The organism is Mesorhizobium sp. M0621 (assembly GCF_040320745.1).
Lineage (GTDB): Bacteria > Pseudomonadota > Alphaproteobacteria > Rhizobiales > Rhizobiaceae > Mesorhizobium.
Genome location: NZ_JAMYQF010000064.1, coordinates 1 through 13,661 on the forward strand (window position 1 = coordinate 1; position 13,661 = coordinate 13,661).

Annotated in this window: 13 protein-coding genes and 1 pseudogene; 3 read left to right on the forward strand and 11 right to left on the reverse strand. The window is 59.9% G+C overall.

Features of this window, described 5'->3' with window-relative positions; translation table 11 throughout:
- The coding region (mobQ, locus tag NKI38_RS29035) for a MobQ family relaxase (RefSeq protein ID WP_352663752.1) at positions 1–1,232 on the reverse strand (1,232 nt) is incomplete at its 3' end.
- A gap of 172 nt (positions 1,233–1,404) precedes the next feature.
- Here mobQ and NKI38_RS29040 point away from each other — a divergent pair.
- The 3 genes from NKI38_RS29040 to NKI38_RS29050 all read left to right on the forward strand — a co-directional run bounded on the left by NKI38_RS29040 (position 1,405) and on the right by NKI38_RS29050 (position 2,886).
- Positions 1,405–1,731 (forward strand): conjugal transfer protein TraD, encoded by a 327-nt coding sequence (locus NKI38_RS29040; protein WP_352663754.1) that lies wholly within the window; start codon positions 1,405–1,407, stop codon positions 1,729–1,731.
- 1 nt (position 1,732) lies between these two features.
- Positions 1,733–1,972: a conjugal transfer protein TraD gene (locus NKI38_RS29045; protein WP_352663756.1), complete on the forward strand. Its 240-nt coding sequence runs from the start codon at positions 1,733–1,735 to the stop codon at positions 1,970–1,972.
- A gap of 392 nt (positions 1,973–2,364) precedes the next feature.
- Positions 2,365–2,886, forward strand: a complete 522-nt coding sequence (locus NKI38_RS29050) for a Ros/MucR family transcriptional regulator (RefSeq protein ID WP_352663758.1) — start codon at positions 2,365–2,367, stop codon at positions 2,884–2,886.
- A gap of 88 nt (positions 2,887–2,974) precedes the next feature.
- Here NKI38_RS29050 and NKI38_RS29055 read toward each other — a convergent pair.
- The 10 genes and pseudogenes from NKI38_RS29055 to NKI38_RS29100 all read right to left on the reverse strand — a co-directional run.
- Positions 2,975–3,103 (reverse strand): annotated as a pseudogene (locus tag NKI38_RS29055) (DUF736 family protein); the annotation flags it as partial.
- 596 nt (positions 3,104–3,699) lie between these two features.
- Positions 3,700–4,710, reverse strand: coding sequence for a hypothetical protein (locus tag NKI38_RS29060; protein ID WP_352663760.1), 1,011 nt, complete (start codon positions 4,708–4,710; stop codon positions 3,700–3,702).
- Positions 4,711–4,752: 42 nt separating this feature from the next.
- On the reverse strand, positions 4,753–5,610 hold the full coding sequence (copD, locus tag NKI38_RS29065) for a copper homeostasis membrane protein CopD (RefSeq protein WP_352663762.1): 858 nt from the start codon (positions 5,608–5,610) through the stop codon (positions 4,753–4,755).
- 1 nt (position 5,611) lies between these two features.
- Positions 5,612–5,953 carry a copper homeostasis periplasmic binding protein CopC gene (gene copC, locus NKI38_RS29070; RefSeq protein WP_352663764.1) on the reverse strand — a complete coding sequence of 114 codons (342 nt, stop codon included), beginning with the start codon at positions 5,951–5,953 and terminating at the stop codon, positions 5,612–5,614.
- A 277-nt stretch (positions 5,954–6,230) separates the two neighbouring features.
- The gene (locus NKI38_RS29075) at positions 6,231–6,806 is read right to left on the reverse strand and encodes a hypothetical protein (protein WP_352663766.1); all 576 of its coding nucleotides are present in this window, start codon (positions 6,804–6,806) and stop codon (positions 6,231–6,233) included.
- 258 nt (positions 6,807–7,064) lie between these two features.
- Complete coding sequence (locus tag NKI38_RS29080; RefSeq protein WP_352663768.1) at positions 7,065–8,072, reverse strand: AI-2E family transporter; 1,008 nt, start codon at positions 8,070–8,072, stop codon at positions 7,065–7,067.
- A 331-nt stretch (positions 8,073–8,403) separates the two neighbouring features.
- Entirely contained in the window at positions 8,404–9,468 is a 1,065-nt protein-coding gene (locus NKI38_RS29085; RefSeq protein WP_352663770.1) for an ABC transporter ATP-binding protein, read from the reverse strand.
- The gene (locus NKI38_RS29090) at positions 9,461–11,131 is read right to left on the reverse strand and encodes an ABC transporter permease (protein ID WP_352663772.1); all 1,671 of its coding nucleotides are present in this window, start codon (positions 11,129–11,131) and stop codon (positions 9,461–9,463) included. Before NKI38_RS29090 ends, NKI38_RS29085 begins: the two co-directional genes overlap by 8 nt.
- 119 nt (positions 11,132–11,250) lie before the next feature.
- A complete protein-coding gene (locus NKI38_RS29095; RefSeq protein WP_352663774.1) occupies positions 11,251–12,354 on the reverse strand; it encodes an ABC transporter substrate-binding protein in 1,104 nt (367 codons plus the stop codon).
- Between the two features lie 213 nt (positions 12,355–12,567).
- Entirely contained in the window at positions 12,568–13,638 is a 1,071-nt protein-coding gene (locus NKI38_RS29100; RefSeq protein WP_352663776.1) for an ABC transporter substrate-binding protein, read from the reverse strand.
- Positions 13,639–13,661: the final 23 nt, after the last annotated feature.

Here is a 13,661-nt window from a genome sequence, read left to right on the forward strand (position 1 = left end):
AGATTCTCGGCGGCAATGCCGGAGAGTGCGACGCCTCGAACCTCGTAGCCCGCCGCTGCCCAGGCCTGGCGCGCGACACCCAGCATGGCGCTCTTGCCCGTTCCGGCAAAGCCGACAACGACACCAAGACCGTGACCATCGGTGATGTGCGCAAGCGCATCGGTCTGCTCACCCGAAAGAATAAGCCCGCGTTGCGCAGCCCGCGCCAGCGCTGCCTCGCGATGTGCGTCACTCACCGCGTGTCGCTCGTCCAAATCGATGCGCTCTGCCGCGCGGTGAAGGCGCAGCTCGGTCTCGATCATCTGCCTTGTGGTGAAACGGTCTTCGCCGCGCCTGTCCTTGCCGAGTTCGACCAGATCGGGCGCATTGCTGATGGCTGCCACCACCTCGTAGAACTGCTCGACTCCATCGCTGTGGCGATGCGAGAACTTCGCAATGTCTTTTCGGGTGAAGGTCGATTGCTGATGCGTCATGGCGTCGAGCGCCACGGATGGATCGGCAATGATGCGCGCACCATTGTTGCGCGCGATCTCGCGATGCAGTTCGGCGCGATCTGCTTCAATGTCGCCAGAGTCCAGGCCACTGCCCTCGATGCGCTGGGCTGGCGCACCAATCTGCGTCTGCGGCTCCAGCGCAATGCCTTGCGCTTCCAGACTGCGATGATCGATACGCGCGTCGATGTCGAGTTCGGCCAGGCGTTCATTGGCCAGTTCCGCCCACCGCTCGCGCCAGCGCTCGACCAACTGGGTAGCATTCCAGTCTCGAACCTTCGCGCCAAAACCATTCTCGTCGACGGAGCGCATGGTGAGCATGACATGAGCATGCGGCTTGGGACTGCCATCCTCTGCCCTGTCCCAATGCACATTGAGATCGGCGACCATGCCGTGGCTGACAAACTCGGCCTGAACAAAGTCGCGCGCCAGCTCGATGCCTTGCGCCTGGCTGAGTTCGCGCGGCAGGGCAAACTCGACCTCGCGGGCAAGCTGGGCATCCTTGCGCACCTCGAACGCCTCGACATCGTTCCACAGCCGTTCGCGGTCGCGCCAGGCCTCCGGCGCATCCACAGGCAATATCACCTCGGAATGGACGACACCGCGTTTGGCTGAAAAGTCGTGGCTGCGTTCGATGCGCTCATCGCGCAACCGCGAAGCCGAGCGATAGGCGGCGGATGCCACAGCACTGCTCCCAGCCTTGCGGCCAATGACCTTGACGTGAAGATGATAGATCGCCATCGCGACCAGATCATTTGCACGTCAAAGCCCACGTCGGCACGACGTATAAGCGCGCCCTCCCTCGAAAAAATCTCGGGATGGACCAGCCCGTCCCGGGCTGTCTCGGCAACCCTGAAGCCTTCCGGCAAGCTCTCGCCTATCATCGCCACATCGACGACCGATGGAGACAGCCATGCGCAAACCACGAGACTTTGACGCCGAACTGAAGGCGCTGGAAGAAAAAGCGCGAGAACTCAAAACGCGAAAGGTGCAGCAACTTGGCGAGCTGGTGATCGCTACCGGCGCCGATCAGCTCAGCACCGACGAACTGGCCGGCGCACTGGTCGCAATCACTGAGACGAAAGACACCTCAAAGCGTGAGGCATGGGCCAAGCGTGGAGTGATGTTTTTCGAGAGCGGCTCCCGGCGAACTGCTCCGGCATCTCAGCGCAACCTTCGCGGCGCTCAAGCGCAACCGGGCAGCGCACAATCGCCGGCAAGCGGCACTGGCTCGCAATGACATGAGGACGTGGCAGATCGAGCGACGCCAGCGCACCCGACATCTGATTGAACTCGGCGGGCTCGTCGTCAAGGCAGGCATCGTTGATCTGACCAATGACGACCGCGCAATCATATACGGCGCGCTGCTTTGGATCGCCGCCAAACTGCAGAGCGATGAAGGCGAGCATGCGCGCAACCTCTGGAATGCGAAGGGGAAGCTGGCGTTTGCATCAGAATGGCATGAAGACAAAATGGGCTAGCGAACATAGCGGTAGTCGGCAAGCGGCGGACGATCCAAGCCGCCCATTAAGTCACACTTGGCCAACAACCACTTCAGTCTGAATGGGTATTATACACGGTCGAGCGGAGCTGATGGGATGTGATCGCCACTATTGCTGCGGTTGGCAGCTTTGCGAGCCGGCGGCCCTGCTCTGCACAGGCGGTAATGGCGGGGAAGCGAGGGGAAGTTCCTCGCTTCCCAACGGATCGAAAAGGGTATCCACAGTCGATCAGAATGATCAAAGCGAAGCTTACTCTTATAATGTTGTGCAAAAGACGTGGATTTTACAACGAGATGTACTATTTGCCTCGTTTGCGGGACGGGGGAATCAAACATCGCTCCAATTCGTCCGATACAACTAGAGGAAATTATATGACCACTGCTCTCGAACAAGACGGTCAACTGGATACCGTGTCGATAGCGGCCGACATCGTCGCCGCCTATGTGTCGAACAATCCACTGCCGATCGGCGAGTTGCCGAAGTTGATCGGAGATGTCCATGCCGCTCTGAAAGGCATCGGCACGCCGGCGACGGAACCTGTGGTCAAGCAGGAGCCGGCAGTATCGATCAGGAAGTCGGTGACGCCGGATTTCATCATCTGTCTGGAAGACGGAAAGAAGTTCAAATCGCTCAAGCGGCATCTTCAGCATCTCACCCCTGACCAATACCGGCAGAAGTGGAACCTGCCTGCCGATTACCCGATGGTGGCACCGAACTACGCGGCCACCCGCTCGGCTCTGGCGAAGGCATCAGGGCTCGGGCGCAAGGCGGCTGCGCCTCCTGCCGCGGCGGAAAAACCAAAGCGGGATGCGCGCTCGGCAGCAGCGAGAACAGCTGCGGCAGCCATCAAGTCACCAGTGAAGAAGGCGCGCAAGGCACCGGCCAAGGCCTAGCGCGCAGCACCTGACAGACGAGCCAGGCAGTGCGGGACCTGACCATGGCAAAGCCCCGCCTTGCGGCGGGGCTTCGTATTAAGTCAGATCACTCTGCGGTGCGGCGGGACCAGATGAGCGAGAATTCGCCCTCGGTGTCGGTCTCCACCAGGCTCGCATAGATCGGAGTGGGGAAGCTGGGATCGTCGAGCTTGACGGAGTGGTAGTCACGTCCCTCGCGCGGGGATTCCCCTAAACGCAACACTCGGCGATGTGCCTTTACCCAAGGGCGGTTGCCACCGTTTCTTCAATGATGAAATTCTGTTCTGGCGGCGGTGCTAGTTTTGCAAATTGCCCGCACAGAAAGATTCATTCTCGGCAGCCGCCAGATAGCCTGCGGCTTCTAGTGAATTACCGTGCCGACCGAAATGCCTGTCCGACTCACTGCGGAAATGATCGGCCATACCCTGCGGGCCGAGGAGCGCAGCCTTTTCGGCGAGGTCGCTTTCGATCTCGATGAGGACCCTTGAGACCCGCTCCCGAAAACGCCGGTTTAGCTCGTCCCAAAATGATAGGCAAGGCGTCCCGCGAGGTTGCCGTAGATCTCGGCATCTATCGCCACCCGGTAGCGCAGCACGGGGCCGCCAGCCTCATAGCCAAGTTCGGCGAAGAGCCAGCGGATTGTCGGCAGCGCATCAAAATACGGGTGCAGCAGATAGCGGTCCGCAGCCTACGGCTGTTCGGCTAGTTTAATGTGATTGCAGTCATGGCAGATTGGGACGAGGTTGGCCGGGCAGATGTTCAGTTCCCGGTAGTCCGATTGCTTCCGCGCTCCTATTTGCTGCAGGCTGGCTCGCCCGGATGCCCGCACGACGGCTTCTTGCCTGGCGGCGGCTGCGGCCTCGGCTGGTGCGGCAGACGTCGCTCTTGCATCTGGGGCCTGGGCTGGACATGGAATTCCGGGTTCGGCTGCGCATGAAACTCCGGCTTCTGCGGCAGACCTCGCTCTTGCATTCGGGGCTTTGGCGGCGCGTGAAACTCAGGCTTCTGCGGCTTGGAGAAAACCTGCACGTCCGGCTTTGCCTGGAGCTTGAGCTGGCTCTGCGGATTCTCGTTCTGCTTGTTGACCTTGAAGTTCCGCTGGACGTTGACTTCCGCGCCGGCGGAACCTCCACCGCCGTTCTGCGGCTTGCGAAACTTCCTGTTCCCGTCGCCCGGCGCCTGATCGCTCGGTCCGACAACGGCCTGGCCTGCGGACAGGTCCTTGCGCGTCAGCTTCTTCGGCTTGCCGCCACCCTGGTCGGAGAGGACAGCTGGGTTGTTCTCCTTGATTCTTTCCTGCGCGTTCTGGCCCAGCCGGGCCGGCGCACCGTTGACGGTCGGCAGCTTGCGAAACTTCTTGTTCCCGTTGCCCGAAGCCTGATCGCTCGGTCCAACAACGGCCTGGCCGACGGATAGATCCTTGCGCGTCAGCTTCTTCGGCTTGCCGCCACCCTGGTCGGAGAGGACAGCTGGGTTGTTCTTCTTGAACTTTTCCTGCGCGCTCAGGCTTTGCCCGGCCGGTGCACCGTTGACGGTCGGCAGCTTGCGGAACTTGCCGTTCTTGCCCAGCCCATTGCCAGCTCCGTTCTGCTGGCCATTGCCCTGTCCGGTGACGGCAGCGCCGGCATTTCCCGTAGACTGCTGGCTGCCACCCAAGGTCCCTCGCTCGCCAAGCAGCTTCTTGGACCTGTTGTTGGGCAAATTCTGCCCGTTGAGCACCGGCGGTTTGCCGTTGACGAGGGCGGCAGCCAGACTGGCCAGCCACTCTGTGCGCAGGCGGATAGAGGTGAGTGTCGATCGCAAATTGCAGAAACGTTGCCAGCGGATAATTGCGCAGTCCGCGCGTCACGCGTACGGATCCATAAGCGCCAGCGCGCTTACATCCAGAAGCACACCAAACCCGACGATCTGCTCCAGCGCAACGTTGCGAGACAACGTGCGCAAGCTTTTGGCCGGTTCGGACTTTATGCGGCTGACCAGGGCATATCGATTGTAGACCGCCAAACCGACCATCGCGACGAATAGGCTGATCTTGAACAGGAGAACTCGACCGTAGCTGTTGCGCGGATCGGGGAACGAGCCAAGCACGAGCCAAGTGTTCATGGCGCCCGTCAAAAAAATGAGCGCAACCGCCACCATACCAAAGCGGGAGAAGCGCCACAGAACAGTTTCCACGCCTGTGACTTCGGATGGATGCCGCCGTGCTGCCGCGATAAGCAGGCCGAGGGGCAGGAGGCCACCTATCCACGCCCCGGCACTTGCAACATGGAGAGCTTGAGTCAGTGAGCCTAGAAGACCCAACGCCGCCGCGTGGCCCTGCCAACCCTCGCACGTCAGTAGCAAGAAAGCCGGCCCGACGATCAATTCGGGCCGCCCCGAGAAACTGATCACCAGGAGCAGGACAACGAGCGAAAGGCGAACAAACCAAACAGTTCCGAAGTCGCTTTCCATGAGGACGCCGCGCAAGGTGTCAACCATACCCTCGCGTCCGGAGAGCCCGGCCGTAAAACACAGCAGCCAAATTGCCGCGAAGATTGCGGCCGCAAGTGCGAGGGCAGGATTGAGGTTACGGGGTAGAGGCGCAAGCGCGGGAGCCGCGGTTCTGTCTAGCGCATACAAAGGGAAGAGTGCCGACCCGAATAGAATCATCACTGAGAGGAAGTAGACCCACCGGGCGAAGGCCAGAGTGCCGTCAACGCCCATTCTACGGTCTGACTTCAAATTTGAAATTGCCCTTCACCTTATGCCCGTCTGCTGACAGCACGTGCCAATCAACTTGATAGACACCCGGCGCAAGGGACCTTGATACAGGTCCCACCATGTCCTTATCGTGCACCACGATCTCCGTGGTGATCTTCGCACCATCCGGCCCCGAAAGATCGATGCCCGAAAATCGAGCCTCAATGGATTCGCTAAAGCGTAGTCGAATCTCGGTGGGCGGAGCGGCAATGGTGCTATTGATCTCTGGAGTAGCCTCGACCAATCGAGCATGCGCAAGCGCCTGGCCGGATAATGGCACGCTGCACAGCGCAACTGTGGCGATCATTCCGATAGTCCGGTTCAACGCGAACTCCTCCCGCGACGACGGTCATCGAAGACTATGCATTTTCTGATGAATATACGAGTATGTTGGTATTGCAGGGCCGCTACTGTTCGAGCTGTCACGAGACTTTCCATTTGCCGGAAAAGTGATGGGAGATCAGGTCAACACGCTACCGACCGCCGAGACTCTCCGTTGAAGGTCACGGACGCCGCAAGCGTTTGTAATTATCAGGACAAGCGCGGGCGAAACAAGCGTTTGCGCCCGCGTGACTCCATTTCAGCTACTTAACCGGGATCATGAGATGTGCGTATGGCGTGCCCGGCCACATAACATAGGGCTTGGATGTGTCAGGCTTGGGGTCCGTTGGATAGCCCGCCATCATATCCATGGCGTTGACGATCATCACATGCGGGCCGGTCTCTATCCAATTGTTGCCTTCCTCGGGCTTCGTCGCATAGGGATCGGTGTTGCTGCCATCGGTACCGCCGGACAGCATGTACATGAAACCGACCTTGCCCTTGGGCGGTTCCTTCTTTTCCATCCATGCCATCGCCCATTCCATCGCGTTGGCATCACCGCACATTGGGTCCGGGCCGGGCGTGGACGGGCTGTCTGGCATGCACCAGAAGCCGTTCTTGCCCTCGCGCAGGGTGCGCATGGCGCCCTTGTCATCCGCGGCGTAGATGGAAGCGCCGCTTGCCACGGCCGGGGGTGCAGCGGATTCGGCGCTCTTGATCATCGCAGCGTCGTCGGCGGCTGCGCCTTGCATCGTAACCAAACTGCCTGCCGCCAAAAGGGCAGCGACCGTCAGAAGCCGTTTCATGGCCGTTCTCCGGTTTGAGTTGATCTTGTGCATGATGTCGGACGCACGGCTTTCCAGAGCCGTTTGTCGGTGATCAAACACTAGCAGATTACATGCCTCCGGACAATTTATGTTTTAGCGCTGTCTAATGTCGTTGCGGGGCTTGCTACCGTTGGTCGCTATGGGGCCTTCAAATCGGTCACGAAACTCCTGAGGGTTCACTAACCAAAATGGTGCTGTTCAGCGAGTGGCCAAATTTGCGCGGTTTCCCAGCAACCTTGCTTGCGTCGTCAAATCGCCACCTGACCAACCCTAGATCAGCCCGCGCATCGCCAATTCAGCCTTCAGATAGGCATAATAGATCGGCGCGGCGACAAGACCCGGCATACCGAACCAGGCCTCCATGAAAACCATCGCCAGAAGAAGCTCCCATGCACGCGCATTGATCCGCGAACCGATAATCTTGGCGTTTACGAAGTATTCGAGCTTGTGAATGACGACGAGAAAGGCAAGCGAGCCAAGCGCTGCAAGGAAGGAGATGCTGAGGCTGACAACCACGATCACCGTGTTGGAGATCAGATTGCCGATGACCGGCAGAAGGCCGGCGACGAAAGTCAGCGCTATCATCGTCCTGATGAATGGCAGATCGATGCCGAAGGACGGCAGAACAGCGACGAGATAGATCGCCGTTAGAAACGTATTCAACGCCGAAATCCGGATTTGTGAGAACACGATGTCACGAAAGGCTTTGCTCAGTAAGTTGACACGATCCGCCAGCGCGTCCGCCAATGGGCCGGGCTCGCCCGAGGGCGCCGCCGAGCTTACCGCGATCAAGCCGCCGATCACCATGCCGACGATAATGTGGACCACCAGGACGCCGACATCCCGACCGACGAGTTGAAGCTGGCCGGCATGTTCGCGGAGCCATCGGGCAGCGAAGACTTCCAGTTCTTCGATGTTCGACGGAAAATAGTCCATTGCCCAGGTTGGGAGATGGACGCGCGCGGTATCGATAATCTCGGCCATCTTCTTGAGGAGCGTCACGACGTTCTCCGAACCGCCAGTCAATTGCGACACGCCGCTAAAGATAGCAGCGGCTATCAGGAGCATGAAAATCAATGCCACCAAGGTCAGCGCAAGGCTTTTCGTCAGGCTGTTGGAGACGCCGATTCGATGGAGCATCGGTGCGGCGAAATGAACGAGGTTGAACACGAGAAGGCCCGAAAGCAGTGCCGGAAGTAGGCCGAGCTCGAGAACGGCGACAAGCGCAACAAGCGCGAGCAGGCACGACGCGAGATAGAACCCTGGGAAAGTCAGCATTTTCACCTGCAGAGGCAGCCAAGTCCTCTTCGGTTTCAATTAATTTGATACCCGGTGATGCGCAAGCGAACACGCATCCAATACATGTGTGACGCTAACCGCCTCGCAGATCCCCTGCTTTCGCGCCATGTCGCCCGCCTTTGGCCCGCCTCATGCTCACGCAGGACCGCGACGATCAGCTCTTCCGTAAACCGCATTCTCTTCATCAGTGCGCCCTTCAATCGAGTCCGGACTTTAATCTCAGATGGAGGAAATTGCCCGTGGCAGGTCAGCCGCTCGAGGATGTTTATGCCGTTGGCAAGAATGATCCTCTTCGCTGTGAAGCCGAAGTTCATTCCGCCGCGAAGACCATCAGATCCTCGAACGGGAACTCGACATAGTATTGGCCGGACGGAAGGGCGTCCCGGGAATAAGTCCGGATGGTCAGGTCATTGCTTTCAAAAATGACTTCATGCCGATCGCCAAGGAAAAGGCTCTCGACGCAGGTCATGGCGATACGTCCAGGGCCGTCCTCCACGGACCAGGTCACCCGCTCAAGCCGGACGAGTGCGGTGACTCTGGCGCCGACGGTCAGCTCCTGCTGGGCACTGCCCACAAGACGGATGCCGTTCGCGACAATTTCCGCACGGTTGCCGTTGATGGCGGTGACCACGCCGTCAAGGCGATTGCTGGCACCCATGAATTCTGCTGCAAATAGGCTCTTCGGCTTGTTGTAGATTTGTTTGGGCGTTCCGTCCTGGTCGATCTGGCCGCCGTTGAGCAACAGGATGCGGTCGGCGAGCGCCATCGCTTCCACCTGGTCATGGGTGACGCATAGCGCCGATAGGCCGAGATTGGTGATGAGGCGACGCAACCAAATCCGCGCTTCCTCGCGCAGCTTGGCGTCCAGATTGGACAGCGGCTCGTCGAGCAGGATCACGTTCGGCTCGTAGACCAGCGCGCGGGCCAACGCGACGCGCTGTTGCTGGCCGCCGGAGAGCTGGTGCGGATAGCGCTCGCCCAGTTTGCCAAGGCCGATGCTGTCCAAAGCCCTCTGGACGCGGCTCGCAAGATCCGCCCGAGACACTTTGCGCAGCTTCAGCGGATAACCCACATTCTCCGACACCGTGCGGTGCGGCCACAACGCATAGGACTGGAATACCAGCCCGAGCCCGCGCGTTTCCGGTGCCAGATTGATGTTCTGCCCTGCGTCGAAAAGTGGCCTGTCGCCGAGCAGTATCTTGCCGCGGTTGGGTGTTTCCAGACCGGCGACCGCTCGCAACAGCGTCGTCTTGCCGGACCCGGAGGCGCCGAGCAAGGCGACAATCTGGCCCGGTTCGACCGAGAAGGACACACCTTTCAGGATCTCGAGGGTGCCGTAACTGAGGCGCAGGCCATCTATGATGATGTCAGTCATTGAGGCGGACTCCAAAGCGCATCGCGACGGCAAGACCGGTTACGATGATGGCGGTGTTGATGACGGCGAGAGCGGAGACCAGATCGATCGCGCCGGTGCCCCACAGGGAAACCATGAGCGAGCCGATCACTTCGGTTCCCGGTCCGAGCAGATAGACGCCGGTCGAATACTCACGCGCGAAGATCAGGAAGATCAGCAGCCAGGCCGAGAACATCCCGCCACGGATGAGCGGCAGCGTGATGTCCCTTGCGACCCGGCCTTCGCTGGCGCCAACTGATCGTCCGGCTTCCTCGAGTTCCTTGCCGATCTGCAGGAGCGTTCCGGAAATCAGTCGCATGCCATAGGCGAACCAGACAATGGTATAGGCGAGCCACACCGAGATCATCGTGGCACGCAGGGGCGCGATCGGCTTGAAGAACAGAAAGATCCATAGCATCGCCAGGCCAGCCACAATGCCTGGCATCGCCCGCGGTATCATGGCCACGTAGTCGACGACTTTGGTCAGGGGTGCGTTTGAGCGGTGACCGGCGAGTGCCACCGCAGTATAGGCCGCGATCGAAGCCGCACCGCCGATGACCGCAACACCGACCGTGTTGACAATGGCGCTGACGACATTCGGATAGTCAGCGAGATCGCGATAGTGATCCAACGTCAGCACCTCGAAGATGTTCACCCCGACGCCCCAGCTTGTCACGAGCGAGCGAATTGCGACGCCGCCCACCGGTATGATCACCGTGGCCGCGAACCAGGCCACCACGAGCGCGAAGGCCGGCCAGCGAAGTGCGCCCAGCCGGATGGGGTTGTGCCGGCTGCCCTTGCCCTTGACAGACACATAGCGGCTGGCGTTGCGCAGCATGTATCGCTGGAGCACCACAAGTGGCAGCGCGATCATGATGATCGCCACCACCACCACGGCCATCAACTGGTAGGAAGGAACCCCGAGCTTGTTGGTGAGCTTGTAGAGATAGGTGGCGAGAACCAGCACGCCTTCCGGATCGCCAAGCACCAGTGGCAGTCCAAAAAGTTCGAACCCGAGGAAGAACACCAGAACCGCCGCATAAAGCACCACCGGCATCACCATGGGCAGCGACACGGTGGCGGCGACGCGCCAGGGGCCGGCGCCGGCGATGCGTGCCGCCTCTTCGAGGTCGGCGCCGACGTTGCGCAGCGCCGCCGATGCATAGAGATAGACATGCGGGACATGGGTGAGCCCGGCAATGATCGCGATCGATGTCACCGAATAGACATTCCAGGGCACGTAGCCAATCACCGACTTGACCGCCAGCGAGACGAAGCCGACTGGTCCCAACGTCATCACATAGCCGAAGGCCAGCACTACCGCCGACATGAACACCGGGATGAGGATGATTGGCTCCAGCCAGCGCTTGCCCGGCACGTCGGTACGCACGATGATGAACGCCAGCAGGATTCCCACCGGAACGGCGATCACTGTCATCCCCACCGCGAGCTTGAGCGAAGTCGTCAGCGCCAGCCAGAAATCCGCATCCGCAAGGATGAAGCTATAAGCCTTCAGCGACAGATGCGCAGTCTTCTGGAAGAACGGGCCGGACAGAAAACTCTGGTAGATGATCAGCGTGACCGGCGCCAACACCACCAGGATGGCGAGGAGATTGGTGCTGACACGAAAGACGCGGAAGGGCATGATCGCCTCGAACAAAGCCGGGGGCCGTCCGCTAGCAAGAGCGCAAGCGCGCCGTTCCGATGGTTCTTAACAGCAAGAAGGCGGAAGAGCCGATTGTGGCGGCACTCCCGATCAGGCGATTACTCGCCCTTCATGGCTTTCTGCCACTCGTTGAGGAACGCCAGCCGTGTCGTCTCGTCCAGGCCTTCGAGCAGCTTGTCGTCGAGCGCGATCGGATGGACGTTTTCGCCGGCAGCGGCCTTTATGGACGCCAGCGTGGTTGCCCCCTCAATGTCATCGCGAACGGCATAGAGCTTGATGTCGTCGGCGATCAGCTTCTGCGCGCGCGCCGACAGCAGATAGTCGATGAATAGCTTCGCCGCATTGGGATCCTTGGCTTCCGCCGGAATGACCGTGGCGCGGGTGGTCACCAGGACATAGTCCTTGGGGATTATCACACCAAGGTTCTCGTCCTTGGCTTGTTTGGCGAGGCCATAGGAGCCGAAGATGCCGTAGGCGATAGAATGTTCGCCAGACGTGACCTTCTCGATCATCGAGCCGGCGGAGCTGTAGAGCTTGATATGGGCCTTGCCAAAAGCCTTGTTGAGCGCCCAGGAATCGGTCCAAGTCTTGGCGTCCTGGTTGTAGAAATAGAAGCCGACACCGGACTTTTCCGGATCGTAGGACGCGATCTTGCCGTCGTAATCGGCGGTCTTGCCGGTCATCAGCTTGAGCAGATCGGCGTGGCTTGCGGGAACATCGCCTTCAGGCACGAGACGCTTGTTGTAGACGAAAGTCACCGGGTCGGCTGTGGCACCATAGATCATGCCCTTGTACGACGCCCAGGCCGGAACGTGAGCCGCCTCGACGGATTTGTACTCCTGCGCATAGCCGTCCGCGGCAAGTTTGATCTGCAGATCCGGCGCCGAAGACCATGCGACATCCGCCGTGCCTTGGCCCGAAGCGGTTTCGGCGATGACGCGATTGTAGAGTTCGGTGGAATTGAGGTCGGAATATTCTACTGCAATCCCGGGAAATGCTGCTTCGAAATCCTTGAGCAAGGGCTGGACCAGCGCCGCATCCGTCGTCGAATAGATGCTGAGGTGGCCTTCTTCGGTGGCAGCGGCCACCAGATCCTTGTAGTTGTCCGGATAACCGGCGGGGATCTCGGCAGCGGCGGCAAGCGTCGCGAAAGCGGCTGACAGCGAAAGCACGGCCGTCATCGTCGCAAGACGATTTCTCATAGGGGGTCTCCTCCAAAGTCGCCTAAATCGTACCTCCTCCAGGCACAAAAGGCGAGTATCATCCTCACCTGTCACCAACCTGTCACGGCGATGTCGAGGTTTGCTCAGCCGACTTGGGACCGATGGATCGTGATCAGATTCTCGACGACAGCCGGATCGTCCACATCGACGTATCGCCTAGATTGTTGAAATTTTGGGGCGGCATCCTGCGCATCACGGTCGCTGGCCCTGCGCATCGATCATGGACTTGCTCCAATCCTCGATGAAGCGGCGGCGCAGCGCCTCGTCCTGTACGGCAAGTAACGCAGGGCCGATTCGTATGGCGCGCGCGATACCAGACTCGCCAAGTGTTTCCGGGCCGTCCGCTCCCTCAGGCAATTGCCCGTTCTCGGCAAAGAAGAAGGCGCTCTCCCTGGCGACTTTCTGCCCCCGGGCTGACAAAAGGTAGTCGAGAAATCGTTTGGCAACGTCCATATTCGGTGCCGTCTTCGGAATGAGCGCGCCACGACTGAGTATCAGCGCATAGTCCCGCGGGACAACGACCCTCAAGTCGGAATTGCCCCTGGCCGCCGCATAGGCGTATGATCCGATCATATTGTAGCCTATATACAGGCTCCCGTTTGCAACGTCCTGAAGGGTCTCCGCGGTGCAACAACGCACTACAGTTTCTGCTCGGCTCATGCTTTCCAGAAGCCGACCGTAGACCGCCGTCGTCTGCCTCGCATCACTGAACGCCAATAGGTAGCCGATGCCCGAAAGCCGGATGTCGAACGTTCCGACCCGTCCACGATAAAAATCGATCCGCCGCCTGAGAAGGTCGGCGAGTTCGATGTGGGTGCGCGGTACGTCACTGGGTGGCACGAGGCGGGCGTTGTAGACGAAGACGGCCGGTTCGTAGGTGAAGCCGAATACTTCGTCGCGCCAGTTTGCCCAGTCGGCGACATGCGCGGTTTCCGCCGACACGTGCGGCGCCGCGCAGCCGTCATTGGCGAGCTTCACGAGTTGGTCGACCGACGGGGATAACAAGATGTCGCCCAGCACCGCGCCCGTCCGACAGGCTTCGCTGGCACTCCTTTGCAAGTCGTTGGTGACATATTCAACGTAGTCGACTGCCACGTTGGGGAAAACGGACTGAAAATCCTGGATCAGTGGTTCCATCGCCGCCAGATCGGTCGCGGCGTGGATCGACAGCCGATCCTTCTCCGGCTGCGGCGAAGGGAAAAATTCGCTGCTTCCTTCAGCAGCTCTTGCCGCCGGATCGATGCACAAGACGATCGCAGTCATCAAACCGAATGTCCGCAATGTTC